We start from the raw sequence: 25,987 nt of genomic DNA, 5'->3' as shown, positions 1-25,987 counted from the left end.
GTTACGCACGAGTCCCGTCCAGATCCTGTCGGTATTACTCGGCGCTGACCTCTGAGCCTTCCAGGTTCAAGTTCAGCTTATCGCCGGTCGTATCGTCCTCGTCGTCGCTCTCTCTCATCTCGATCTCCTGCTCGTCGCCCGACAGAATCTTCACGTCCATGCCAAGGCTCTGAAGCTCCTTGATCAAGACCTTGAACGATTCCGGCACGCCCGGCTCAGGGACGTTCTCGCCCTTAACGATCGATTCGTACGTCTTCACGCGGCCGACGACGTCGTCGGACTTCACGGTCAGAATTTCTTGTAGCGTATAGGCAGCGCCGTAAGCTTCGAGCGCCCAAACTTCCATCTCCCCGAAACGCTGGCCGCCGAATTGGGCTTTACCGCCCAAAGGCTGCTGCGTGACGAGCGAGTACGGGCCCGTGGAGCGCGCATGGATCTTATCGTCGACCATGTGCGCGAGCTTGATCATATACAGAACGCCGACGGTGACTTCGCGCTCGAACGGTTCGCCCGTGCGGCCGTCGTACAGCTTCGTCTTGCCGTTGCGCTGCATGCCGGCTTCTTCCATCGTGTCGAACACGTCGTGCTCGCGCGCGCCGTCGAATACCGGCGTCGCGGCGCGAATGCCGAGATAGCGGCAGGCCATGCCGAGGTGAACCTCGAGCACCTGACCGATGTTCATCCGCGACGGTACGCCCAGCGGGTTCAGAACGACCTGGACTGGCGTGCCGTCCGGCAGGAACGGCATGTCTTCCTCCGGCAGGATGCGCGCGATAACGCCCTTGTTGCCGTGGCGGCCGGCCATCTTGTCGCCTTCGGAGATTTTCCGCTTTTGCGCGATATAAGCGCGCACCAGCTGGTTGACGCCCGGCGGCAGCTCGTCGCCGTTTTCCCGCGTGAATACCTTCACGTCGACGACGATGCCGTCGGTGCCGTGCGGTACGCGAAGCGAGGTGTCGCGCACTTCGCGCGCCTTCTCGCCGAAGATCGCGTGCAGGAGACGCTCTTCCGCGGTCAGCTCGGTAACGCCCTTCGGCGTGACCTTGCCGACGAGGATGTCGCCCGCGCTGATCTCGGCGCCGACGCGGATGATGCCGCGCTCGTCGAGGTTGCGGAGCGCGTCTTCGCCGACGTTCGGGATATCGCGCGTGATTTCTTCCGGACCGAGCTTGGTGTCGCGCGCTTCGGACTCGTATTCCTCAATATGAATCGAGGTGTAGACGTCTTCTCTCACGAGCTTCTCGGAGAGCAGGATCGCATCCTCGTAGTTGTAGCCTTCCCACGTCATGAACGCGACGACGACGTTGCGTCCGAGCGCCAATTCGCCGGTATCCGTGGACGGACCGTCGGCGAGGATGTCGCCCTTCTTGACGATGTCGCCCTTGCGGCAGATCGGGCGCTGGTTGATGCAAGTGCCTTGGTTCGAACGCATGAACTTCTGCAGCTTGAACTTGATGACGTCGCCTTTGACTTCCTTGCCGTCGAGCAGCTCGATGCGGCGCAGCCAAATCTCGTTGGCCGTGACGCGCTCGATAACGCCGTCGTGCTTGGAGACGATGCAGACGCCCGAGTCCTTCGCAGCCTTGTGCTCCATGCCTGTGCCGACATAAGGCGAATCCGGCACGAGCAGCGGTACAGCTTGACGCTGCATGTTCGAACCCATCAGCGCGCGGTTGGAGTCGTCGTTCTCGAGGAACGGGATCATCGCGGTCGCGACGGACACGACTTGCTTCGGCGATACGTCCATGTAGTCGACGCGGTCGCTCGGCATCGTCAGGATGTTGTCCGCTTGCTTATTGTAACGAACGATGACCATATCGTCGGCGAACTTGCCCTCTTCCGTGAGCTGGGCGTTCGCTTGGGCGATGATGTAGTTGTCTTCTTCGTCGGCCGTCATATAGACGATCTCTTCGGTGACGACGCCCGTGCTGTGATCGACCTTGCGGTAAGGCGCTTCGATGAAGCCGTACTCGTTGATCCTCGCGAACGTGGACAGCGAGTTGATCAGACCGATGTTCGGACCTTCAGGCGTCTCGATCGGACACATGCGGCCGTAGTGGGACGGGTGAACGTCACGCACTTCGAAGCCTGCGCGTTCCCGCGTCAGACCGCCCGGACCGAGCGCGGACAGACGGCGCTTGTGCGTCAGCTCGGCAAGCGGGTTCGTCTGGTCCATGAACTGCGACAGCTGCGACGAGCCGAAGAATTCCTTGATCGCTGCGATAACCGGACGAATGTTGATCAGCGCTTGCGGCGTGATCGCGTTCTGATCCTGGATCGACATCCGCTCGCGCACGACGCGTTCCATCCGGGACAGGCCGATGCGGAACTGGTTCTGCAGCAGCTCGCCGACCGAACGCAGACGACGGTTGCCCAAGTGGTCGATATCGTCGGTGCTGCCGATGCCGTGCAGCAGATCGATGAAGTAGTTAATGGACGAAATGATGTCCGCCGGCGTGATGTGCTTCACCGACTTGTCGATGATGCCGTTGGAGATGATCTTGACGACCTTGCCTTCTTCTACCGGCGAGTGTACGAGAATGCTCTGCAGCGGAATGTCCTCCGCCTCGTTGACGCCGGTGACGCGGTAGTTCTTGAAGCCGACGTTCTTCTCCAGCATCGGGAGGATCTGGTCGAGCAGACGGCGGTCGATGACCTGTCCCGACTCTGCGATGATCTCACCGGTCGACGGATCGACGAGCGTCTCCGCGAGACGCTGGTTGAACAGACGGTTTTTAATATGAAGCTTCTTGTTGATCTTGTAGCGGCCGACATTAGCCAGGTCGTAACGCTTCGGATCGAAGAAGCGGGCGATAAGCAGGCTGCGCGCATTTTCCAGCGTCGGGGGTTCGCCCGGACGCAGGCGCTCGTAGATCTCGATCAACGCCTTCTCGGTGGAGTCGGTGTTGTCCTTCTCGAGCGTATTGCGGATGAACTCGTCCTGACCGAGCAAGTCCAGAATCTCGGCGTCCATGCCGAATCCGAGCGCGCGAAGCAGCACGGTTACCGGAATCTTGCGCGTGCGGTCGATACGTACGTAGATGATGTCCTTGGCGTCCGTCTCGAGCTCGAGCCAAGCGCCGCGGTTCGGAATGACCGTTGCGGTATACGTCTTCTTGCCGTTCTTGTCGATCTTGGTGCTGTAGTAGACGCTAGGCGAACGTACCAATTGGCTGACGATGACGCGCTCTGCGCCGTTGATAATGAACGTGCCGGTCTCCGTCATGAGCGGGAAGTCGCCCATGAACACTTCCTGTTCCTTGACTTCGCCCGTCTCCTTGTTGAGCAGGCGAACCTTGACGCGCAGCGGAGCCGCGTAAGTCACGTCGCGCTCCTTGGACTCGTCGACCGAATACTTCGGCTCTCCAAGGCTGTAATCGACGAACTCGAGCACGAGGTTGCCCGTAAAGTCCGAGATCGGAGAAATGTCCTGGAAGATCTCGCGCAGCCCGTCGTCCAGGAACTTCTGGTACGATTGCTGCTGGATCTCGATCAGGTTCGGGATGTCCAGCACCTCATGAATGCGGGCATAACTGCGCCTGGTGCGGCGACCATACTGAACAAGATGTCCTGCCAACTTATCCTCACCCCTTCAGTCTACTGTGAAGCATATGGTAGCGGAGCGAGATCCTCTCTCCAGCACTAGCAGAGGCAGCCGTCCGCGGAGAACCCTGCGGTTATGATAAAACGCGGAAAGTGGGTAAAATAACAGCGGGAGGACGCAACATGCGCAATGTGCATACAAAATCACAGCGGCAAACAAATAAAAGCCCCTATGCCCCAAACGGAGGCACAATGGCACACATATCCAGCCCATTCACCCAATATACGCCAATCGGCGTATTTTTATTCCTCTGAATGGCGCTAATCGAATAACTTCTTTACATACAGACAACTAGCCCATCTTAAATCTGACATCTTCTAATAGTAACACAACCGCCTATTCAGGTCAAACGCGATTTTCAGACGCGAAATTCACTTGCAGCGCGCACTGGGGCTATAAATATGGCATCGGACCTGAGACCGCATGCTACGGCGGTAAAGCCGCCTTCTCTTAAGCCTTGACCGCCCGGTACACGCGATACCCTTTGTCTTTGCCCGCTTCGCTCACCTGATCTTCTCCGAAGCATGCTTCAAGCTTGGCTCTCGCGCTCGGCGCGCCTTGCTTGTTCTGAATGACGATCCAGAGCGATCCGCCGGGATTTAAATGCGCAGGCGCCTCCTCGAGAATGCGGTGCACGACCGCCTTGCCTGCCCGAATCGGCGGATTGGACAAGATGACATCGAACGTCTTGCCGTTCACCGCTTCGTACAAATCGCTAACTTGAATGTCCACGTTGCCTATACCGTTGAGCGCGGCGTTTTCCCGGCTCAGTGCAACGGCGCGTTCGTTCACGTCAAGCATCGTCACATGTCCTCGCGGCACGAGGCGGGCCGACGTCAAGCCGATCGGACCGTAGCCGCAACCTACGTCAAGCACGCGATCCTGCTGCTTCAATTCGATATGCTCAATGAGCACCCGGCTGCCGTAGTCCACCCCGTCTCGCGAGAACACGCCGGAGTCGGAGACGAACTGAAGTTTCTGCCCCCGCAGAACGGCCTCGATTTTTTTGCGGTCGCTGCGCGCGCTGGGCTGCTGCGTATAGTAGTGGTCAGCCATCTCCTCGTCCCCTCTGCACAAACATGCACAAACCCCTCGAAGCAAGCTTCAAGGGGTTTGCGATTCGATTGTTAAGCTAGATTACTTAACTTCGACCTTAGCGCCGGCTTCTTCGAGCTTAGCCTTAACAGCGTCAGCTTCGTCCTTAGCCACTTTTTCTTTAACAGCTTTAGGAGCGTTGTCGACAACGTCCTTCGCTTCCTTCAGGCCGAGACCCGTGATTTCGCGAACAACCTTGATGACGTTGATCTTGGAAGCGCCAGCTTCGAGCAGGATAACGTCGAATTCAGTTTGCTCTTCAACTTCAGCTACTGCAACTGCGCCAGCTGCAACAGGTGCAGCGGCAGTTACGCCGAATTCTTCTTCGATTGCCTTGACCAGGTCGTTCAGTTCCAGGACGCTCATGCCTTTGATGGCTTCCAAGATGGCCTCTTTGCTCATGGTAGTACCTCCGTTAAATTAGATAATTTGTTGGTGGAAAGTCAATTCGCGCGCCCCGAAAACCGAGGCGTTCGACTTATGCGCTTGCTTCGTTCTTCTCGGCGACAGCCTTGACGGCCAGCGCGAAGTTGCGGATCGGCGCTTGCAGGACGCTGAGGAGCATGGAGAGCAAACCTTCGCGGGAAGGCAGATCAGCCAGTGCCTTGACTTGAGCAGCGTCGATAAAGCGACCTTCGATGACGCCGCCTTTCAGCTTAAGCGCATCGTTCTTCTTAGCGAAGTCGTTCAGGATCTTCGCTGCGGCAACGACGTCCGTAGAGCTGAACGCTACAGCGGTAGGACCCGTCAGGACGGCATCCAGGTCGCTCAGCTCGACGCTAGCCGCAGCGCGGCTGACGAGCGAGTTCTTCAACACTTGGAATTCGATGCCGGCTTCGCGCAGACGCTTGCGAAGTTCCGTGACTTGAGCGACGTTCAGGCCGCGGTAATCGGCAACGACCGTGCTCGCGCTGGACTTCAGCTTGGCGGCGATCGCTTCGACTTCCTGCTGCTTGGCTTCGATAATCTTTGCATTTGCCATTTGGTACACCTCCTGGTCGTAGGACTTCACCGTATCGATCGTCTATAAGGCTATTGGCCTTCACGAAGGCATTAAAAATGCCCCCGCAGACATCGCGGAGGCATGACGTTACATTAATCTTACGCATCCCTGCAAGGCAAGGACGGGTAACGAATGTATGCACACACCTCGGTAGGAAATTAAGCCTCGCGGCACCTACGGTCTACGGTATCAATATTCAACTTGATTAAAGTAACACGTCCATACTCGGTCTGTCAACCGCCAAAAGCTGGCGATTAGAGACGGTATGCCGAAACGTTCAGACGCGCACCCGGGCCCATCGTCGAGGAGATCGAGATGTTCTTCAGGTATACGCCCTTAGCAGCGGATGGCTTGGCGCGGTTCAGCGCGTCGACCAGGGCCTTCAGGTTGTCGGCGAGCTTCGCCGAATCGAAGGATACCTTGCCGATCGGAGCGTGAATCTGACCTGCCTTGTCCAGACGGTACTCGATCTTACCGGCCTTGATCTCTTGGACCGCCTTGGTTACGTCGTTCGTAACCGTGCCGGCTTTCGGGTTAGGCATGAGGCCCTTACCGCCGAGGATACGGCCGAGCTTGCCGACTTCGCTCATCATATCCGGCGTCGCTACGCAGACGTCGAATTCGAACCAGCCCTGCTGGATCTTGTTGATGAGGTCCGTGTCGCCGACATAGTCAGCGCCAGCGGCTTCGGCTTCCTTAAGCTTATCGCCCTTGGCGAATACAAGCACGCGCTGGGTCTTGCCCGTGCCGTGAGGCAGGACGACGACGCCGCGTACGTTCTGATCTTGCTTTCTCGGATCGACGCCGAGACGGACGGCTACTTCGACGGATTCGTCGAACTTAGCCTTGGCCGCTTGCTTCACAAGCTCGATCGCTTCCGCAGCTTCATACGTTGCGTCGCGGTCGATCAGCTTGGCGGCTTCTTGGTACTTCTTGCCGTGCTTAGCCATGTAGTTCTCCTCCTTGTGTGGTAGTAACGGAAGTCTCCTCCCACTTCGCCCTTCGTCCCAAGGACGGTCCGAAGCGCGATCGCGATCCCTATATCAGGTCCGCTGTGATTAGTCTTCGATGACGACGCCCATGCTGCGCGCCGTGCCTTCGACCATACGCATAGCCGCTTCGACGGATGCCGCGTTGAGATCCTGCATCTTCTGCTCGGCGATCTCGCGAACCTTCGCGCGCTTAACGGTAGCGACCTTCTTCTTGTTCGGCTCGCCGGATCCCTTCGGAATGCCAGCAGCGACGCGAAGCAGTACTGCCGCAGGCGGCGTCTTCGTCTCGAACGTAAAGGAACGGTCTTCGAATACGGTGATGACGACCGGAATGATCAGGCCGGCTTGGTCAGCCGTACGCGCGTTGAATTCCTTACAGAAGGCCATGATATTAACGCCTGCTTGACCCAGTGCGGGACCGATAGGCGGCGCAGGGTTAGCCTTGCCGGCCGGCACCTGCAGCTTGACCATTTTAATGACCTTTTTTGCCATGTTGTTGCACCTCCAGCTCAAAATGCGGTATAACGGGATGCTTGGTCCCTCCCGCTCAAATCCAGAAACCTGCGAGCGGCGGCGCGAACGCCCCCATTCGCCAGACTATTATATCTTCTCCACCTGAGTGTAATCCAGCTCAAGCGGGGTTTCTCTGCCGAACATGTTGACGTGCACCTTCAGCTTGCTCTTGTCGTGAAGGATCTCTTCGACCGACCCGACGAAGTTCGCGAAGGGGCCTACCTTGACGCGGACATTCTCCTTCAATTCGAAGTCGATGACCGGCTTCGGCTCCTCCATGCCCATGTGTTTCAGAATCTGATCCACTTCTTCGGGCAGCAGGGCCGTAGGCTTCGATCCCGATCCGGTCGATCCGACAAACCCGGTAACGCCGGGCGTGTTGCGGACCACGTACCAGGAATCGTCCGTCTGAATCATCTCGACGAGGACGTAGCCCGGATACACCTTGCGCATCACGGTCTTTTTCTTGCCGTCCTTGTTGACGAGTTCTTCCTCCATGGGCACGAGCACGCGAAAAATCTTGTCCTGCATGCCCATCGATTCCACGCGCTTCTCCAGGTTCGCCTTAACCTTGTTCTCGTAACCGGAGTACGTGTGTACTACATACCATCTTTTTTCCATCGGAAAAGCCACCTTTGGGTTCCGCGTTAAATGACGAGGTCGATCAAGCGCGAAATGATGACGTCCAGCACCCAGAAGTAAATAGTTACGATCACGACCGTCACGATCACGACGAGCGTGTAGCTGATCAACTCTTTACGTTTGGGCCAGCGGACCTTCTTCAGTTCACTCCAACTATCGGCAAAGAACGAAGTAAAGGACCCAAAGCTCTGTTTCATTTTGGCCAGGAAAGTCACGTCCCAAAACCTCCTAGAGCTTAGCGCGTCTCGCGATGAGCCGTGTGCTCATTGCAGAACTTGCAGAACTTCTTCAGTTCGATGCGATCGGAGTGCGTGCGCTTGTTCTTGGTCGTCGCATAATTCCGCTGCTTGCAGTTCGTGCAAGCGAGGGTGATGATTACCCGCATCTGTTCCACCTCCCGGGCTGTGCCAGATCACAAAAAAAAAGACATTGAATCCGGGTTAATACGCCTAAGCCGTTACGTACGACAACGACACCTGGCGTATCACACCATATTCAGGGCTGCGCATAAAACTCCACCTTAAGGTTACTAAAGTAATTTATCATAGCCCATAGGCAATGTCAACGAGAAAGCTTGACAATCGTGTACGGGCGTCGGTCGCGGGACGTTCTTAAGACTCCGAGGCCACAGAGCTCTCTATTATTCTAGCCCACCGGAAGCATTGTTTAAACCCGATCCAACCAACGCGGCGGCTGCAAAAACGAAAAAAGCAGCCTGCCGTCCGGCGCTGCCTCTGTACGTTCTGCTATATAGCTGACGGTTCCGGTCGACCTACAGACCGATATCCCTGACTTCCAGGTATCGCTCCAGCTTGCGCTTCACGCGCTGAAGCGCATTGTCGATGGACTTGACGTGGCGGTCGAGGTCGACGGCGATCTCCTGGTAGGAGCGCCCGTCCAAATAGAGCATCAATACCTTGCGTTCCAGATCGCTCAGAATCTCGGACATCTTGTCCTCGAGACCGTAGAACTCCTCCTGGTTGATGATCATCTCTTCCGGATCGCATACGCGCGAGCCGCAGATGACGTCCAGCAGCGTACGGTCGGAGTCCTCGTCGTAGATCGGCTTGTCCAGCGAAACGTAGGAATTGAGCGGAATATGCTTCTGCCGGGTCGCCGTCTTGATCGCGGTAATGATCTGACGCGTGATGCACAGCTCCGCGAACGCCTTGAAGGAGGCCAGCTTGTCCCCCTTGAAGTCGCGGATCGACTTGTACAGGCCGATCATGCCCTCTTGAACGATGTCCTCGCGCTCCGCGCCGATCAAAAAATAAGAACGGGCCTTCGCCCGGACGAAATTGCGATATTTATTGATCAGATACTCCAGTGCCTCGGAATCGCCCGCGCGTACCGACTCTACGATATCCTCGTCGGTCTTGAAGTCGTATTCATATGTTGCAAGCTCGTTCACGTCGACGCTCACGGGTCATCCCTCCGGCTTCAAGACATTCCAGGATATGCACTGGATCTAGCTACCAAACTATTACCAATATACTTGATGTACCCCATAGCGTCAATGAAGAAAACCCTTATAATTCAAGGCTTCCGGGGAATGCGGACATTTGTTTGCGTTTTGGCGAACGGACTTGCAGCCTATATCGGGCGCAACGATCGCCCGAGCGGCGGAGGGAGACAGGTCCCGCTCGACTCCCGGCCTAGGACTTGCCGCCCGAATCGTCGGACGCACGCTCGCCCCGTCGCCACTGCTCCAAGACCCGCGCCACGTCGTCGCTCAGCACCCCACCCAGCGGATTACGCTTGGGAGGCGGCGCCTTGCGAATCGTCTTGCCGATCTCGCGCCGGCTCTCTTCCACCGCGAGCAGCAGCTCGCGCGCGGACAGCCGCAGCGCGCCGCGCCCGAACGCCACGTGCTGCTCCGTCTGGTCGGAAGTGGCGACGTATACGTCCCGCCGAACCGAGGTCACTTCGCCGACGAGCCGTTCGATGCATTCGTCCGCCGTTTCTTTCTCGCGGGTGTATACGACGCCGAGCCGATGCTGCTTGAGCTTGGCGCCTGCTCCGGGCACGCGGAATGCGTCGAATACGACTACGACCTTCAGTCCCAGATATCCCTGGTAATCCGCCAGCATGTCGAGCAACCTGTCGCGCGCGTCCTCCAGCCGGGTCGCCTTCAGGCGGTCCAGCTCTGGCCACGCGCCGATCATGTTGTAGCCGTCGACGATGAGGACGTCCTCACGGCGAAGCATGGCCGCCCTTGCCCGGACCGCCGCCGCGCTTCGCGAGCCGCTGACGCACGGCTTCGTAGAGGATGATGCCCGCGGCGACCGAGGCGTTGAGCGAGTTGAGCTTGCCGAACATCGGCAGTGAGATCAGAAAATCGCATTTCTCGCGGATGAGGCGGGACAAGCCCTTGCCCTCGCTGCCGATGACGATCGCGATCGGCCCGGTCAGGTCCGTCGCGTAGACGTCGGCCTTCGCCTCGCCGGCCGCTCCGGCGATCCAGACGCCGGCTTCCTTCAGCCGGTCGATCGTCTGCGCCAGGTTGGACACCCGCGCGACGGGCACGTATTCGACCGCGCCCGCGCTCGTCTTGGCCACGACGGCCGTCAGGCTCGCGCTGCGGCGCTTGGGCACGATGACGCCGTGAGCCCCCGTACAGTCGACCGACCGCAGGATGGAGCCGAGGTTGTGCGGATCCTCGACCTCGTCGAGCAGCACGATCAGGGGCGCCTCTCCGCGCTCGGCCGCCCGTGCGAGCAGCTCTTCGGGCTCGGCGTACGATACCGCCGCCGCCTGCGCCACGACCCCTTGATGCTGGATGCCGGGCACAAGGCTGTCCAGCTTGCGCTTGTCTGCGTATTGGACCACAACGCCGCGGCCCTTGGCTTCTTCCAAAATCGGCTGAACGAGACTCTTCTGAGCCTGGTTAGAGAGCCAGATCTTGTTGAGCGCGCGACCGGCCTTGAGCGCCTCGAGCACGGGGTGCTTGCCGGCCAGGTAATGCTCGCCCTCGTCCTGCCCATCGTCCGCCGACAAGGCATCGGCCGACTCGTCCTCATAGGCCGATACGCGTATGCGCGTCTCGCGCCCTGCAGCCTCGGCCTCGTTCCGGCGGCCGTACGCCTGCTGTCCGGCCCCGTCCCTGCGTTCCCCGGCGAAGCCGGGTTTGTAGCCGCCCCCTGCGGGCTTGCGTGCGCCTCCCGGCCTGTCCGATGCGCGCCGATCGGCCGAACGCTCCTCGTCCCGACCGCCGGAACGGCCTTCCGCTTGACGGCGCCCTGCCGCCGTACCGCCAAAGGCGGACGGCCCTCCCGCGCCACGTGCCGGACGGTCCGTTTTCCCCGGTCCTCCCGGGCGATTGCTGCGATTGCTGCTCATGTCGTCTCTTCCTTTCGCCCGGGTCGCGCCGACCCCTCCGGCTTTGTTTCTTCAGGTTCGAAGGCCAGCCCGATCAATTGCTCGAGCCTGTCCCGCTCCCCCCGGTAATACAAATAGCCCACCAGCGACTCCAAACCGGTCGCGTGGCGATAATCGCCCGGATCCGCATTGCGCGGAGGCGATCCCGACTTGGCGTTGCGTCCGCGCCTCGCGATGTCGGCCTCCTCCTCCGTCAGCAGCGGCGCCCACCGCGCCAGCAGCCGCGCCTGTGCGGCTGCCGATACGTACCGGGTGGCCGCCTTGTGCAGCTCATGCGGCTTGCGCGAAGACGAAGCGATCAGCCGTTGACGAATATACACCTCGAACACCGCGTCGCCCACGTAGGCCAGCACGATCGGATTGAGCAGGTTGACCGGCTGATCCGGCGGCAGTTCAGGCGCGATGACCGGCAGCGTCGACACATTCGCGCGAAGCTCCGTCATTTCCGGCGCCACCGCATCCCTTGGGCCGTATCCTCGAGGATGATCCCCTTGTCCGCCAGCAGGTCGCGAATCTCGTCCGCCCGCGCGAAGTCGCGGCGCTTGCGGGCGTCTGCGCGCTCGGCGATCAGGCTGTCGACCTCCGCGTCCAGCAGCTCGGCGCCCGCCTCCGGCGGCAGCAGACCGAGCACCCGGTCGAACTCCGCGATGAGCGCGAGATACGCGTGGATATCCGCCGCGCAGGCCGCATCGCGCTTCAGATACGTATTGGCGTCGGACACCGTCTGGAACCACACCGTGATCGCGTCTGCCGTGTTGAAGTCGTCGTCCATCTTGGCGTCGAACGCCGCCCGGAACTGCGCGAGCCTCGGCGCTACCGAAGGATCGGCCGGCACCAGCTCGGAGACGGAAGACAGGCGGTGCTTCAGGTTGTCGCGCGCGTTGGCGAGCCGCTGAACGCTGTTTTCGCCTTGGGCCACCGATTCCTCGCTGAAGTTGATCGGACTCCGGTAGTGCCCGGTCAGCATGATATAGCGGATCGCCTGCGCACTCGTCTTCTGCAATAGCTCGCGCGGATTGACCACGTTGCCGATGGATTTGGACATCTTTTCGTTGTCGATGTTAACGAAGCCGTTGTGCATCCAATAGCGCGCGAGCGGCTTGCCGGTCAACGCCTCGGACTGCGCGATCTCGCACTCGTGGTGCGGAAACTGCAGATCGTTGCCTCCGCCGTGGATGTCGAGCGTCTCGCCCGCGTACTTGAGCACCATTGCCGAGCATTCGATGTGCCAGCCCGGACGTCCCTCGCCCCATGGGCTGCTCCAGCTGATCTCGCCCGGCTTGGCCGCCTTCCAGAGGACGAAGTCCTGCGGCGCTTCCTTGCGCTCGTCGACCTCGATCCGAATGCCGTACTGCAGATCAGCGAGGTTTTTGTGCGACAGCTTGCCGTAGTCGGGGAATCGCGCGGTCCGGTAATAGACGTCTCCGCCGTTCTCGTAGGCGTAGCCCTTTTCCTCAAGCGTCCGTATAAACGAAATAATCTCCGGAATGGTGTCCGTCACCCGCGGATTCTGCGTGGCCGGAACGACGCCGAGGGCGGTCGTATCCTCAATGAACGCCTGAATAAAGCGCTCGCCGAGCTCGGGTACCGTGATGCCCATCTCTTCCGCGCGCCGAATCATCTTGTCGTCGACATCGGTGAAATTGGTCAGGTAATTGACCTTGTAGCCGATATGCTCCATGTACCGGCGCACGACGTCGAAGAAGATAACGGGGCGTGCGTTCCCGATATGAATATACCCGTATACGGTCGGTCCGCATACGTACATCGTGACTTGGCCGGGCTGTTGAGGCACGAATTCTTCGGCCTCTCGGGTCAGCGTATTGTAAATGCGAAGGGTCATGGTCGATTATGGCTCCTTTGATGTTCTTGAACGGGTGGAAGAATAAACGGGTTCCGCCTGGCGCTCGCGGTCGCCCCCTGGCGCGGCATCGCCTTCGGCCGGCTGGCCGTCGCCGCTGTCGGTTGCCGAGTCGCATTTGGCCTTGAGCTTGAGCGGCGGCGGATCGAAGTACCCGCTGCGCTCCCGCTTCAGATGCTCCAGCTCGCCTTTGAGATCGTCGATTTCCTTTTGCATGAATCGAAACGTCTCGATGACCGGGTCCGGCAGATTCGTATGGTCGAGGCGGTCGCCGATCCGTTGTCCGCCCCGCTTGACGACGCGCCCCGGAATGCCGACGACCGTGCTGTCCGGAGGCACTTCCCGAAGCACGACCGAATTCGCGCCTATATTGGAATTGTCGCCCACTTTGAACGAACCCAATACCTTGGCGCCCGAAGCGATGACGACGCGGTTGCCGATCGTCGGGTGGCGCTTGCCTTTTTCTTTGCCGGTCCCGCCGAGCGTGACGCCCTGGTAGATGACGACCTCGTCTCCGATCTCGCAGGTTTCCCCGATGACGACGCCCATCCCGTGGTCGATGAACAGCTTGCGGCCGATCCTCGCGCCGGGGTGGATCTCGATGCCGGTCATGAACCGGCTCACCTGCGAAATGACGCGTGCTGCGGTAAACCATCTCCTCTTGAAGAAACCGTGCGCGATTTTGTGCGCCCAGATGGCATGCAGCCCCGAATACGTGAAAATGACCTCGAACCGGCTCCGGGCCGCCGGATCGTTTTCGAACACCGCTTCTACATCGGAACGCACCGTCTCCCAGAAGCCCATGTTCTTCCCCCCTTGATGTGTGCTGCCATAATGACCGAAGGATGCGGTACAATCGCGGGAGCTGCGCGGCGGTGCGTTCCGTACGCAAAAAAGACGCCTCCGCAGCTCTCGCTGCAGAGGCGTCTACGGACGCGGTCCCACTCTGCTTGGCGCGATCGGCGCTCTTGCTCTTCCAGCAAGGCGCGGCGAATCGCCCGTCTCATTGCGGCCGTTAACGGGGCCCCCCGGCAACGCCTAACGCAAGCTTGCCGGCCGCCCGAATCGATGGAATCGAATCGGCGACGTCCGGCGCTCCGCTCGGCGCTGCGGCTCCCAGGCGCATTTCCCCCACGTCGGATACGAGACTGCTCTCACCCTAGACAGTCCTCTCTGGCCGCTCCTCGTCGTGGCGTACTCTCCTGTTCGTCGCTATTACAGCAAGTATAGTGCAACGTCCGGCAGGTGGCAAGAGGGCTCGGGCGGGCATGAGCGAAGCGTGGGCTGAAATTGTCGTCCGCCAGCGTTCTACAACGCAAGGGCACCGGGCCCGGAAGCGACGCACAGGACCGGTCAAGCGTCACTGCACGCTGCCTACGAAGCCAATTAGCGACCAAAAGGTTCGCTATTTCTTCTCCACTACCTGCCTCCGAAGCCAGTAACGGCAAAAAGGTTCGCTATCTCTTCCCCACTACCTGCCTTCTAAGCCGGTAGCGGCAAAAAGGTACGCTATCTCTTCTCCACTACCTGCCTCCGAAGCCAATAGGGGCAAAATGTGCCGCTATCTCTTCCTCACTACCTGCCTCCGGATGATGTATAAATGTTTGTGTACCAGTTTTTGGGCTAGAAAGCACAAAAAAAGTAGGGTATTCTCGGGATTGCGACACCACCAAGAAGGAGCCCTACTCAGTGACTACTATACCCGAAAATGCATTTCAAAATCTACTGGAAAAATCGATGACCCAGCTCGTCCAGGAAAAGCTGGAGCTTTTGCTCCGCGAAGAGATGAGCAATTACTTCACCGTCGAGCAGCCGGAGTTGCGCAACAGCCGAAACGGTCACTACAAACGCACGTTTGAGACGCGCTTCGGTACGATCCGGGCGCTGCGTGTTCCGCGTGATCGGAAGGGCTTGTTTCAGACACGCCTGTTCGAGCCGTACCACCGTCGGGAGAACTGGCTCGAAGAGGCCATCATCCACATGTACAAGGGCGGCATGAGCACGCGCGAAGTGGCGAAGTTCATCGAGAGCATGTACGGCGCACAATACTCGCCAACGACCATCAGCAACATCACGGCGACCGTCATGGAAGACATCGAGCAGTGGCAGAAGCGCCCGCTGGAGAAACGTGACTCGGTGATCTACCTGGACGGCCTATACGTGAAGCTGCGGCGCGATACGGTCAGCAGCGAAGCCGTTTATTTAGCCATGGGCATCGACGAGAATGGCAGACGGCAAATCCTCGGCTTCTACGTCGGCGGTTACGAGAGCGCAAACGGCTGGCGAGAGGTACTTAAAGACCTCAAGCAGCGCGGCGCTACCGATGTGCTGGTCGGCGTGTTCGACGGCCTGCCGGGGCTTGAGGAAGCGTTCCGCGAGATGTACCCGAAGGCCGACGTCCAACACTGCGTTGTGCACAAAGTGCGGGCGACTTTCCCCAAGATCCGTACAGCTGACAAGATCGAATTCCTGACGGACTTGAAGCAGGTATACACGGCCGTGGACGGCGATGTGGCTCGTGCCGTGTTTGACGGGTTCAAGGAGAAGTGGAAGAAGCAGTACCCCAAGGAGGTGAAGTCCTGGGAAGACCAGTTGCCGACGCTGCTGACCTTCTACAAGTATCCGCCCTTAACCTGGGCTGCCATCTACACGTCCAACCCGATCGAGCGAATGAACAAGGAGCTGCGCAAACGCCTAAAGCCCATGAACAGCCTCACGAACATCGAAGCCGCGGAGAAGATCATCTACCTGCAGGCCACGGACTACAACGACAAATGGTGCGGCCGAGCGATCCGAGGCTTCGTCGACGTGGATACGAAGGCTGCGTTTGAGAAAATGTACCGCGACCGATACGAAGGGCAATAGCCTCCCGCGCCTTCGCTTGGGCTGTGCTCTCCACTCGTACAACTATAATAGGCTGTGCAATTCCGATGAAGAGACCTACTTACACAAACTTCTTGACACTACCTGCCTCCGAAGCCGATAGCGGCAAAATGTGCCGCTATCTCTTCCCACTCCCTATACTCAGCTAAAACGCCGCTCCATTCTATAATGCCAGCCCCCGGCTCGCCGGCAGCCGCCCCTGCGGCCTGCGGTCAGCCGAGCGAAGCGGCCGTCTCGCGCAGCCGCGAGAGCACCCGGTCGCGGCCGAGCAGCCAGATCGTGCCGTTCAGATCCGGCCCGTGCATCTGGCCGGTCAGCGCCACCCGGATCGGCATGAACAGGCCCTTGCCCTTGGCGCCGGTCTCCGTCTGCACCGCCTTGATTAGCGCCTTCATGCCATCGACCGTGAAGCCTTCTTCGCCGGCGGCTTCGATCTGTCCCGCGAACGCGTTCAGCACCGTCGGCACCTGCGGATCGGCCAGCACTTCGCGCGCCTCGTCGTCGACCTCGATCCGCTCGCGGACGAACAGCTCGGACAGCGGCACGATCTCCGCGCCATAGCGCAGATGCTCGCGCAGCAGCGTCACGAGCGCCGCGGCCCAGGCCATCTCCCGCTCGTCCGGCTGCTCGGCGATGCGGCCCGCCTTTTTGAGGTGCGGCAGACACAGTTCGAGCAAACGCTCCGGCGATACGTTTTTCAGATAATGCTGGTTGATCCAGTTAAGCTTGACCGTATCGAATACGGCCGGGCTCTTGGACAGCCGCTCCGCCTTGAAGATCTCGATGAACTGCTCGCGGGTGAAGATCTCCTCTTCACCTTCCGGCGACCATCCAAGCAGCGTGATAAAGTTGAACAGCGCCTCCGGCAAATAGCCGAGACCGTCGTATTGCTCGATAAACTGGACGATCGACTCGTCGCGCTTGGACAGCTTCTTGCGGCTCTCGTTGACGATCAGCGTCATGTGGCCGAACACCGGCGGCTCCCAGTCGAACGCCTCGTAAATCATGAGCTGGCGCGGCGTGTTGGTGATGTGGTCCTCGCCCCGCAGCACGTGGCTGATCGCCATCAGGTGGTCGTCCACCGCTACCGCGTAGTTGTACGTCGGAATGCCGTCGCGCTTGACGATGACGAAGTCCCCGAAATCCTCGGAACGGAACGTTATCTCGCCTTTGACCAGATCGTCGAAAGTATACGAGCGGCCTGCCGGCACGCGGAAACGGATCGCCGGAATACGCCCCTCCGCAATCAGCTGCTCCTCATGCTCCTTCGTAATATCGCGGTACTTGCCGGAATAAGCCGGCGTCTCGCCGCGCGCGAGCTGCTCCTCGCGCTCCGCCTCGAGCTCTTCCTCGGTCGCGTAGCAGCGGTAAGCGAGCCCGCGCTCCAGCAGCTGCTTGGTGTACGCGTCGTAAATATGCAGACGTTCGGTCTGCCGGTACGGACCATAATCCCCGTTATCCCCATGCCGGTCCACGCTCTCGTCCCAGTCGACGCCGAGCCACTTGAGATAGGTCAGCTGGCTCTCCTCGCCGCCCGCGACGTTGCGCTTGACGTCGGTGTCCTCGATGCGGATGATGAAGTCCCCGCCATGGTGGCGCGCGAATAAGTAATTAAAAATAGCGGTGCGCGCATTGCCGATATGCAGATGCCCCGTCGGGCTCGGCGCGTAGCGAACCCTGACCTTGCCGGATTGTCCGTTGCTCATGTTCGTGCTCCTCCCGTTCCCGTCCTTATGCTTCCTTCGCGAGCAAGACGACCGCCTGCGCGGCGATCCCCTCGCCCCGGCCCGTGAAGCCGAGCCGCTCCGAGGTGGTCGCCTTCACGTTCACTTGATCGGCCGCTCCCCCGAGCGCGCGCGCGATCACTTCGACCATCGCAGGGATATGCGGCGCCATCTTGGGCGCCTGGGCGATGATCGTCGCGTCGACGTTGCCGAGCCGGTAGCCGCGTTCCGTCGCGAGCGCCCATACCCGCTCGAGCAGCACGACGCTGTCCGCGTCCTTAAAGGCCTCGTCCGTATCGGGAAAATGCTTGCCGATGTCGCCGAGCGCCAACGCCCCGAGCACCGCGTCGCTGATCGCATGCAGCAGCACGTCGGCGTCGGAGTGGCCCAGCAGTCCCTTTTCATATGGAATGTTCACGCCGCCGATGATGCATGCGCGCCCTTCCGTCAGCTGATGCACGTCAAAGCCTTGTCCGACTCTAATCATCCGTTTCGCTCCAGTCCGTCGCGCCGGCGCCGTTCCAGCAGCAATTCAGCGATGGGCAGGTCCTCCGGCGTCGTTATTTTCAAGTTGGCATAATCGCTCTCCACGATGGCCACCTTGCGGCCGAGCCGCTCCAGCAGCATCGCGTCGTCCGTCGCGGCGGCGCCTTCGCTTCGCGCGCGCTCATGCGCGTCCATCAGCTCCGCGCGGCGAAACGCCTGCGGCGTCTGCACCGCCCACAGCAGGCTGCGCTCCGGCGTCGACACGATCATCCCGCCGCCGTCGGACAGCTTGATCGTGTCCTTGACCGGCACCGCAAGCGCCGCAGCGCCGCTCGCCTCCGCCGCGGCGCAGCAGGCCGCGATCCGCTCCGGCGTCACGAGCGGCCGCGCCGCGTCGTGGACTAGCGCGCCTTCGGCGCGCAGCGCCGCCAGTCCGGCGTACACGCTGTCCTGCCGCTCGGCGCCCCCGGGGATGACGGCCGCAAGCTTGCGGATGCCATGCTCGCGCGCGAGCGCCTCGGCCTGCGCTTCTTCGCCCGCCGCCGCCACGATCACGATCTCGCTCACCGCGCCGCAAGCTTCGAAAGCCTCCAGCGTATGCGCCAGCACCGGGCGCCCGTCCAGCGGCAAATACGCCTTGTTCATGCCGGCGCCCATGCGCTTGCCGCTGCCCGCCGCGACGATGACCGCTCCCCAATCCATGTCCACGCCCTCTTTCGCCTTGGCATGATCGCGGGCAGGCAGCCTAAAAAACGCCGCGCCGTCCGCAACCGTGAAGAAGGACGGGACCCAGCGGGTCCCGCCCGTATACCCTTCCATCATACCCGGTCGGCGTTCATTTTCCAAGAGGTCGGCACAAAGCGCCCCTTTTACAGAGCCCGCTCCAGCAGCTTCGGCTTCGCGAAGATCATCCGTCCCGCCGACGTCTGCAGCACGCTCGTCACGAGCACCTCCATCGTCGTGCCGATGAAGTCGCGCCCGCCTTCCACCACGATCATCGTGCCATCGTCAAGGTACGCAACGCCCTGCCCGTGCTCCTTGCCGTCCTTGATGACCTGCACGACGATCTCCTCTCCCGGCAGCACGACCGGCTTGACGGCATTCGCCAGATCGTTGATGTTCAGCACGGATACGCCCTGCAGCTCGCATACTTTGTTCAGATTAAAGTCGTTGGTGACGACCTTGCCGCGCATCGCCTTCGCAAGCTTCACGAGACGGCTGTCGACCTCGCCGGTCTCGTCGCCCGGATCTTCGTAGATCAACACCTTTACGTCCAGTTCCTTTTGAATCTTGTTCAGGATGTCGAGCCCCCGGCGGCCGCGGTTGCGCTTGAGCAGGTCCGACGAATCCGCGATATGCTGCAGCTCCTCCAGCACGAACTCGGGGATGACCAGCGTGCCTTCGATAAATCCGGTCTTGCAAATGTCGGCAATGCGGCCGTCGATAATGACGCTCGTATCCAAAATCTTGTGCTCCTCGAATCTGGGCGCGTCCTCCGCCGCCGGCTCCGGCTTGCGCCGGTCGGCACCCCAGCCCGCCACCTCCTCCTGCTTGCGCAGACCGATATGCGTTCCCGCATAGGCGAACGCCAGCGCCGCCGCCGCGGAGAGCAGCGCGCCTACCCGCGGCACCGCACTCAGATACGGCATAAGCAGCATCGCAAGCACAAGTCCCGTACCGCCGCCAGCGAGCCCCGCGATCAACTGCGTGGCGGGCATGCCCGCCAGCCGGTCGACGCCTCTGCGCATCAGCTCAGACAGCGGGCCCGCGCAAGCCGTCGCGAGGAGCAGCCCCAGCGCGGCGCCGATCCAGGTCGCGTATGCGCCGATGCCTCCGCCGTACGCCGCCGTGCCGAGCGCGCCGCCCATCCAGGACGTCCCGCCGCCGGACGTGCCGGCGGTGGACGCGAAGCCTTGTCCGATCGCAAGGCCTGCCAGCAGCCCGAAAGCTTGTATCAATCGTTTCATCAACATAAGAATCACTCCCAAGAATAACCTGATTTGCTACCAGTATGGTCCAAATTCAGACGGATTAATCCTGTCTCGGGAGCGGAAAGCGAATGCGCAGGCTCAAGCGCTTTTGACAGGAGCGCTCGCAGCTAACCGGAGTACGCACAGAATGGACCGGACTGCCTCAACGCTTATTCGCACGGATGCGCGGCGTCCATCGTTTTCGTTTTGTAATACCGATCCCCTTGTTCTATAATGAGTTCTAAGCAACGCCAATACGGGCACCCGAGGTGGATGGAATGAGCGCGCCAACACTGCAGGAATTTCAGGAGCAGGTGTCTGAGCTTCTGCTACGTCACCGCAGCTTGCTGGATGTCATGACCAAGTACAGTCAGTCGAACGCTTCGGTCAACCGGGCTGTATCCAAGTCCATCACCGAATGCGGATGCATCGAGCTGAGCGCCAAGCAGCAAGGCTTCTCCCCCGATCTGGAACTGGACGAGGCCAAGCGCCAGACCAAGTCCCACATGACGGGCGAGCTCTGCGAGCAATGTGCCGACATCATTCGTTCCGAGATGGGCAAGAACCTGTTCTATCTGTCCGCTTATTGCAATCTGCTTGGCGTCAACCTGGAGGAAGTCGTCACCAAGGAATCGGAAAAGTGCAGCACGCTCGGATGGTTTAACCTGACCTAGATCAGGCGCAGCGTCTGCGCAAGCTAAGAGAATCCGTCAGGGAAAATCGCCCTGGCGGTCTCTTTTTTTAGGCTGGCGGACATCCGAAACTTAATTGGTGCGGAACGCCTGCCGATCGCCTATGCGACAGCGGTCCGGTGAGTCGGTCCGGAGGTGCGGTCCGGTGGGTCGGTCCGGTGGTCCGCCGTCGTTTCTTCGCCGCAATGCCTGCAAATATACATCTAATTTGTCCGATTTCTATCCATCCGAGAAGAAAAGATGCAAAAACGCAGGTATTATCCTTCATTGGCCCGTTTTCTGGGCTGCGCTTTGCATTTACCTGCACATTTGCAGGTATGTTGCGAAGGGTAGGGAGACGGTGAAAATGCATGTAAAAATGCAGGTTTTTCAACCCGCCAAATGTATAACTTCTGAATTTACTAAAAAGGCCGTCCGGCGCCAATATGGCGAAGGACGGCTTTTGTTTTACCCTCGAGGCGGCTCACACGGCACCTACGCGCCGCGGCGAGGACGCTCCTCGTTTTTGCGGCGTTTGCGGCGCAGGCGCTTGTAGGCGCCGGAGAACATACGCTCAACGTTTTTTTTTAGGCCCCAGAGCGCGTACAGCAGCAGCATCACAAGGATAAAGTTCGGGATCGCGTGCGGAAACATGAACGCCAGGATCACCGCAGCGGCGACGACGAGCGGTACGGCCCAAATCGCGGCCTTGGGCAGGCCGAGCTTCTTGAAGTTCGGATACTTCAGGCTGCTGACCATCAAGAAGGAAAGCGCCAGCGTGGCGACGAGCAGCAGATACACGTGCAGATCGTTGTGAAAAAGCGCGAGCGTCGCCAGCACGCCGCCGGCTGCCGGAATGGGCAGTCCGATGAAGTAGCCGGGAATGCCCTCGATTACGTTGAAGCGGGCGAGCCGCAAGGCGCCGCAGATCGGGAAGATGGCGGTGATGATCCACGCGAGCGCCGGATTGACGTTGGTGAATGCGGCCTGGTACATGATGAAGGCCGGCGCGACGCCGAACGAGATGACGTCGGACAGCGAATCCAGCTCCTTGCCGAACTCGCTCTGGACGTTCAGCGCCCGGGCTACCCGGCCGTCGAGCCCGTCGAGCAGCATGGCGATGATGACAAGCAAGGCCGCGCCGTCCGCGCGATCGTTAAACGCCAATATGATCGATAATACGCCCAAAAATAAATTGCCTATGGTGAACAGGTTCGGCAATGACTTCGCAAACATTGGACTTCACCTCTACTTTACTATACCCGATCGGACCTGTCGCCAACGCACGAGTCGGCATGGACCCGGCCGGGCTAGTCTAAGAGCCGGGTGCGAGCGGATGCAGATATCGTCTCCGCAGGCAACATTCCCCATTGTATGATGCCTAAATCTGTCTGTCAATGAACACCTGATCCCGGATCCGCTTCAGTCCGTCCCGAATCGCTCTGGCGCGTACTTCCCCGATGCCGTCGACCTCGTCCAGGTCCTCGATCGAGGCTTGGGCAATATGCGTCAGCGCGCCGAAGCGATCGACGAGATTGTGAATAATGACGGCCGGCAGTCGCGCGATCTTGCCAAGAATCCGGTAGCCGCGGGACGGCAGCCCTTCCTCCGCGACGGCGCTCAGCGACAGGTAGCCGAGCATCCGGATGATCAGCACCGAATCCAGCAGCTCGTCGGAGCTCAGCTTTTTGAGGGCGTGCTGAATCTCGCGTATGCGCTCCTCTGAGGCTTCCTTGGCGTAATCCTTGAGCAGAAGACGCGCTTCTTCATCGGCGTTGCCGACCAGCTCCTCCATCTGCATGTTGATCAGTCGCCCTTCGTTGCCCAGCTCGAGCACGTAACGCTTGATCTCCATCCGGATACGCAGCACCATCTCGGCGCGCTGCAGGGCGTAGACGACCTCATGCATCGTCACCTGGTTCTCGAACTCCAGCGCAGACAGATCCGTCAGCGTCTGCGTATAGACCACCCGATACCGCTCGAGCGTCTGGATCGCCTGGTTCGCCTTCGTCAGAATAACGGCCATATCCTTGAGTGCGTAGCGCAACTGCCCTTGGTACAACGTGATGATGTTGCGCCGCTGGGAAATAGAAACGACCAGCTGGCCGGTCTGCTTCGCCACCCGCTCGGCAGTACGGTGCCGGATGCCGGTCTCGATCGAGGAGATCGACGAATCGGGGATCAGCTGCGTATTGGCATACAAAATGCGCTTGGCGTCCTCGCTCAGGATAATCGCGCCGTCCATCTTGGCGAGTTCGTACAGGTAGTTCGGGCTGAAGTCGCAGTTGATCGAAAAGCCGCCGTCGACGACCTCCATGACCTCCGGGCCGTAGCCGACGACGATGAGCGCGCCGGTCTTGGCGCGAAGCACGTTCTCGAGTCCGTCGCGCAGCGGCGTGCCCGGCGCGACCATCCGGAGCAGCTGGTTCATGACGTCCTGCTGCTCGCGTTCTTTGTCTTTGATCTCCTTCGTCACGCGATCTCTTCCCCCTATTCCAATGCCGCCTTGAGCGCTTCGGCTACGGACTTGACCGGCACCAGCCGGATCCCGGCGGGCGCCTGCCAGCCCTTCATGCTCGCTTCGGGCAGGATGACCCGCTTGAAGCCGAGCTTGAGCGCTTCCTTGACGCGCGTCTCGGCGCGGGAGACCGCCCGCACTTCTCCCGTAAGGCCCACCTCGCCGAAGACGACGTCGTCGGGCTTGGTGGGCAGGTCGCGAAAGCTCGACGCCAGGCTGACAGCAGCGGCCAGGTCGGCTGCCGGTTCGTCCAGCTTGATGCCGCCGGCGACATTAACGTATGCATCCTGGTTTTGAAAAAACATGCCCATACGTTTTTCAAGTACCGCGATGACCAGCGATATCCGATGATGGTCCAATCCCGAGGACATGCGCCTCGGCGAAGGGAAGTGCGTCGGCGCGACGAGCGCCTGCAGCTCGACCATCACGGGCCGCGTCCCTTCGATGCTCGCGACGACCGTCGAGCCGGACACGCCGAGCGGACGCTCGGTGAGGAACAGCTCGGACGGATTGGATACCTCGCGCAGACCGTCCTCCGACATATCGAAGATGCCGATCTCGTTGGTCGAGCCGAAGCGGTTCTTGACCGCGCGAAGCAGCCGGTAAGAATGATGGCGTTCTCCCTCGAAGTAGAGCACGCAGTCGACCATATGCTCGAGCAGACGCGGGCCGGCGATCGCGCCTTCCTTGGTGACATGGCCGACGAGCACGGTCGCGACGCCGCCCTGCTTGGAGATGCGCATGAACTGGGCGGTACACTCGCGAACCTGCGCGACGCTGCCCGGCGCTGAAGGAACGTCTGGACGATAGACGGTCTGAATCGAGTCGATGACGAGAAAGTCCGGCTTCACTTCCTCGATGGACTGCTCCACGAGGTCCAGGTTCGTCTCGCAAAGCACGAACAATCGCTCGCTTAGCGCGCCCAGCCGGTCGGCGCGAAGCTTGGTCTGACGGACGGATTCCTCCCCTGACACGTACAGCACGGTCAGCCCCTTGCCCGCGAGCGCGTTCGACGTCTGCAGCAGCAGCGTAGACTTGCCGATGCCGGGGTCGCCGCCGACGAGCAGCAGCGAGCCCGGCACGAGCCCGCCGCCGAGCACGCGGTTAAGCTCCCCGTTTCCCGTCGGGATCCGGGGTTCCTTTCCGCTTTCTATGTGTATGATGGACTGGGCCTTTTCTTTCGTCCGGGTCAGCTCGCTGCTGCGGCCGACGTTCGCCTTGACGACTTGTTCGGCTTCCTCCACCATCGTGTTCCAGGCGCCGCATCCCGGGCACTTGCCCATCCATTTGGGCGATTCGGTGCCGCACTCGGTACAGACGAACTTGATTTTCAGCTTGGCCATGGGATTCCCTTCATTAATTCGCTAGTTACTAGAAGTGTATCACACTTGCTCTCCCCGGTTAAAGTCCGGGACCCGTCCGAACGCCAAGATCCGCCGCCGGGTCAATCCTGGCGACGGATCGGAGGAAGAGCGATCGGAACAGCGGCATGTAAGGGATTAGACGAAGGTCCTCGTATCGTTGTTGCGGCTGAACCGGAAGATGGCGATTGCGGCGAAGGCGGCGGCAAAGGCGGCCAGCACGAGCAGGTTCATGTAGAGGCTGCCGAAGCTGTCGCCATGCTGAAGACGGTTCACCGTGTCGAGCAGCCAGTGCTGCGGGAGGAACGCGCCGATCTTGCGAATGGCGTCAGGCATGATGTCCATCGGGAAATAGCAGCCGGCAAGCACGCACGTTGGCGTAATGATGAGGTTTTGCAGCGCGCTCGACTGGCCTTTGGACTTGGAGAGCGAGACGATAAGCAGCGACAGCGCGATCGCGCCGAGGCCGAACAGCACCAGGACTAGCGCGAGCTGCATGATCGGCACGCCCGAGTCGATATGGAGCACCGCCCGCATGAAGGTCAGCGTCAGGGCGATCTGGCACACCATGGCGACGATATTGACCGCGACGTTCGCCGCGACGTACGACCGGGCGGTGACCGGCGAGGAGAGGAGGCGCAGGAACGTCCGATTTTCTTTTTCGCGCAGGATCATCTCCGACATGTTGACGGACGAGAACATGATGAAGGCCACCAGGAAACCGAGCGATTGATACGTCGTGTCTTTGACGTTGGACGCGTCGTTCAATTGCTCGTGGCTAACTTTGAAGCTGCCCTGCGAATAATCGCCGTAGATTTGCTCGAAGCGCGCCTTGTCTCCCTTCGATTCTGCGGCGATCGAAGCGACGTTTTTCAGATAGCCGTCCAGCATGGCCTGGACATAAGCCGTCACCTGCGCGCCTTTGACGGACAGCAGCTCGAGCTGCTGCGGCGAACCTGCCTTGAGCGTCTCCCCGAACCCTGCCGGGATAACGATGCCCGCGTCCAGCTTGCCCGCAGCGATCTGGTCCTTCAGGTCGGCATCCGACGTATCCGTTATCTTGACGCCGTCCAACGCCCCGATGAAGGCCGCGACGTCGCGGCCGACGGCGTCCGCGCCGTCTTGCTGCACGATGCCGATGCGGAGACCCGCGCCGCCGGCGTTGCCGTAGAGCGCGGCGGATATCAGGACGCCGGCGACGGGGAGTAGAAACAGAATCATATTCGAGCGTTTGCGGAAGGTGTTCCGAAAAGTATGGGCCATGAGCCAGAGGATCGTTTTCACGG

25 protein-coding genes and 1 other annotated feature are annotated in these 25,987 nt (G+C 60.3%); of the genes, 2 read left to right on the top strand and 23 right to left on the bottom strand.

Translation table 11 applies throughout. From position 1 onward, the window contains the following. Window positions 1–34 precede the first annotated feature (34 nt). From rpoB to cysE, 15 genes are all read right to left on the bottom strand, one after another. Window positions 35–3,577 carry a DNA-directed RNA polymerase subunit beta gene (gene rpoB, locus KB449_RS00195; RefSeq protein WP_282906455.1) on the bottom strand — a complete coding sequence of 1,181 codons (3,543 nt, stop codon included), beginning with the start codon at window positions 3,575–3,577 and terminating at the stop codon, window positions 35–37. A gap of 477 nt (window positions 3,578–4,054) precedes the next feature. Then, entirely contained in the window at window positions 4,055–4,660 is a 606-nt protein-coding gene (locus tag KB449_RS00190; RefSeq protein WP_282906454.1) for a class I SAM-dependent methyltransferase, read from the bottom strand. Between the two features lie 81 nt (window positions 4,661–4,741). Then, on the bottom strand, window positions 4,742–5,101 hold the full coding sequence (gene rplL, locus KB449_RS00185) for a 50S ribosomal protein L7/L12 (protein WP_282906453.1): 360 nt from the start codon (window positions 5,099–5,101) through the stop codon (window positions 4,742–4,744). A 76-nt stretch (window positions 5,102–5,177) separates the two neighbouring features. Next, window positions 5,178–5,681 (bottom strand): 50S ribosomal protein L10, encoded by a 504-nt coding sequence (gene rplJ / locus KB449_RS00180; protein WP_282906452.1) that lies wholly within the window; start codon window positions 5,679–5,681, stop codon window positions 5,178–5,180. A gap of 64 nt (window positions 5,682–5,745) precedes the next feature. After that, window positions 5,746–5,907, bottom strand: a sequence feature (ribosomal protein L10 leader region). A 49-nt stretch (window positions 5,908–5,956) separates the two neighbouring features. Beyond that, a complete protein-coding gene (gene rplA, locus KB449_RS00175; protein ID WP_277533364.1) occupies window positions 5,957–6,652 on the bottom strand; it encodes a 50S ribosomal protein L1 in 696 nt (231 codons plus the stop codon). Between the two features lie 108 nt (window positions 6,653–6,760). Further along, entirely contained in the window at window positions 6,761–7,186 is a 426-nt protein-coding gene (gene rplK / locus KB449_RS00170) for a 50S ribosomal protein L11 (protein ID WP_090117934.1), read from the bottom strand. A 108-nt stretch (window positions 7,187–7,294) separates the two neighbouring features. After that, window positions 7,295–7,828, bottom strand: a complete 534-nt coding sequence (gene nusG / locus KB449_RS00165) for a transcription termination/antitermination protein NusG (RefSeq protein WP_282906451.1) — start codon at window positions 7,826–7,828, stop codon at window positions 7,295–7,297. 26 nt (window positions 7,829–7,854) lie between these two features. After that, complete coding sequence (gene secE / locus KB449_RS00160; RefSeq protein ID WP_090117936.1) at window positions 7,855–8,064, bottom strand: preprotein translocase subunit SecE; 210 nt, start codon at window positions 8,062–8,064, stop codon at window positions 7,855–7,857. Window positions 8,065–8,084: 20 nt separating this feature from the next. Beyond that, window positions 8,085–8,234, bottom strand: a complete 150-nt coding sequence (gene rpmG / locus KB449_RS00155) for a 50S ribosomal protein L33 (protein ID WP_090117937.1) — start codon at window positions 8,232–8,234, stop codon at window positions 8,085–8,087. A 387-nt stretch (window positions 8,235–8,621) separates the two neighbouring features. Beyond that, window positions 8,622–9,272 carry an RNA polymerase sporulation sigma factor SigH gene (sigH, locus tag KB449_RS00150; RefSeq protein ID WP_282906450.1) on the bottom strand — a complete coding sequence of 217 codons (651 nt, stop codon included), beginning with the start codon at window positions 9,270–9,272 and terminating at the stop codon, window positions 8,622–8,624. A 232-nt stretch (window positions 9,273–9,504) separates the two neighbouring features. Then, window positions 9,505–10,056: an NYN domain-containing protein gene (locus KB449_RS00145; RefSeq protein ID WP_090117939.1), complete on the bottom strand. Its 552-nt coding sequence runs from the start codon at window positions 10,054–10,056 to the stop codon at window positions 9,505–9,507. After that, complete coding sequence (gene rlmB, locus KB449_RS00140) at window positions 10,043–10,846, bottom strand: 23S rRNA (guanosine(2251)-2'-O)-methyltransferase RlmB (protein WP_282912702.1); 804 nt, start codon at window positions 10,844–10,846, stop codon at window positions 10,043–10,045. The genes KB449_RS00145 and rlmB overlap by 14 nt, the downstream gene beginning before the upstream one ends. A gap of 338 nt (window positions 10,847–11,184) precedes the next feature. Next, window positions 11,185–11,670: a Mini-ribonuclease 3 gene (locus tag KB449_RS00135; RefSeq protein WP_282906449.1), complete on the bottom strand. Its 486-nt coding sequence runs from the start codon at window positions 11,668–11,670 to the stop codon at window positions 11,185–11,187. Beyond that, window positions 11,667–13,070, bottom strand: coding sequence for a cysteine--tRNA ligase (gene cysS, locus KB449_RS00130; RefSeq protein ID WP_282906448.1), 1,404 nt, complete (start codon window positions 13,068–13,070; stop codon window positions 11,667–11,669). The genes KB449_RS00135 and cysS overlap by 4 nt, the downstream gene beginning before the upstream one ends. 6 nt (window positions 13,071–13,076) lie before the next feature. Then, on the bottom strand, window positions 13,077–13,892 hold the full coding sequence (cysE, locus tag KB449_RS00125) for a serine O-acetyltransferase (protein ID WP_282906447.1): 816 nt from the start codon (window positions 13,890–13,892) through the stop codon (window positions 13,077–13,079). 885 nt (window positions 13,893–14,777) lie between these two features. Here cysE and KB449_RS00120 point away from each other — a divergent pair. Next, a complete protein-coding gene (locus tag KB449_RS00120; protein ID WP_282906446.1) occupies window positions 14,778–15,953 on the top strand; it encodes an IS256 family transposase in 1,176 nt (391 codons plus the stop codon). A gap of 230 nt (window positions 15,954–16,183) precedes the next feature. Here KB449_RS00120 and gltX read toward each other — a convergent pair whose 3' ends face one another. The 4 genes from gltX to KB449_RS00100 all read right to left on the bottom strand — a co-directional run bounded on the left by gltX (window position 16,184) and on the right by KB449_RS00100 (window position 20,151). Further along, window positions 16,184–17,677 (bottom strand): glutamate--tRNA ligase, encoded by a 1,494-nt coding sequence (gene gltX, locus KB449_RS00115; RefSeq protein WP_282906445.1) that lies wholly within the window; start codon window positions 17,675–17,677, stop codon window positions 16,184–16,186. 25 nt (window positions 17,678–17,702) lie between these two features. Beyond that, a complete protein-coding gene (gene ispF, locus KB449_RS00110; protein WP_282906444.1) occupies window positions 17,703–18,182 on the bottom strand; it encodes a 2-C-methyl-D-erythritol 2,4-cyclodiphosphate synthase in 480 nt (159 codons plus the stop codon). Beyond that, window positions 18,179–18,883 carry a 2-C-methyl-D-erythritol 4-phosphate cytidylyltransferase gene (gene ispD, locus KB449_RS00105; RefSeq protein ID WP_282912701.1) on the bottom strand — a complete coding sequence of 235 codons (705 nt, stop codon included), beginning with the start codon at window positions 18,881–18,883 and terminating at the stop codon, window positions 18,179–18,181. Before ispD ends, ispF begins: the two co-directional genes overlap by 4 nt. Before the next feature lie 167 nt (window positions 18,884–19,050). Beyond that, window positions 19,051–20,151, bottom strand: coding sequence for a PIN/TRAM domain-containing protein (locus KB449_RS00100; RefSeq protein ID WP_434082540.1), 1,101 nt, complete (start codon window positions 20,149–20,151; stop codon window positions 19,051–19,053). A 278-nt stretch (window positions 20,152–20,429) separates the two neighbouring features. On the opposite strand from KB449_RS00100, the gene KB449_RS00095 reads away from it, so the two are divergent. Next, window positions 20,430–20,825 carry a DUF1573 domain-containing protein gene (locus KB449_RS00095; protein WP_277568438.1) on the top strand — a complete coding sequence of 132 codons (396 nt, stop codon included), beginning with the start codon at window positions 20,430–20,432 and terminating at the stop codon, window positions 20,823–20,825. 492 nt (window positions 20,826–21,317) lie between these two features. Here the strand turns inward: KB449_RS00095 and pssA are convergent, their stop codons facing one another. The 4 genes from pssA to KB449_RS00075 form a co-directional block, all read right to left on the bottom strand. After that, entirely contained in the window at window positions 21,318–22,058 is a 741-nt protein-coding gene (gene pssA, locus KB449_RS00090) for a CDP-diacylglycerol--serine O-phosphatidyltransferase (RefSeq protein WP_282906442.1), read from the bottom strand. A gap of 145 nt (window positions 22,059–22,203) precedes the next feature. Continuing rightward, a complete protein-coding gene (gene disA / locus KB449_RS00085) occupies window positions 22,204–23,298 on the bottom strand; it encodes a DNA integrity scanning diadenylate cyclase DisA (RefSeq protein WP_282906441.1) in 1,095 nt (364 codons plus the stop codon). Window positions 23,299–23,312: 14 nt separating this feature from the next. Then, entirely contained in the window at window positions 23,313–24,683 is a 1,371-nt protein-coding gene (radA, locus tag KB449_RS00080) for a DNA repair protein RadA (RefSeq protein ID WP_282906440.1), read from the bottom strand. A gap of 156 nt (window positions 24,684–24,839) precedes the next feature. Next, entirely contained in the window at window positions 24,840–25,985 is a 1,146-nt protein-coding gene (locus KB449_RS00075) for an ABC transporter permease (protein ID WP_282906439.1), read from the bottom strand. Window positions 25,986–25,987 lie beyond the last annotated feature (2 nt).

The sequence above is a fragment of the Cohnella hashimotonis genome (assembly GCF_030014955.1).
In the GTDB taxonomy this organism is placed as follows: domain Bacteria; phylum Bacillota; class Bacilli; order Paenibacillales; family Paenibacillaceae; genus Cohnella; species Cohnella hashimotonis.
Note: the sequence above shows the minus strand (reverse complement) of the source record. Positions and strands in the feature narration are given on the sequence as shown.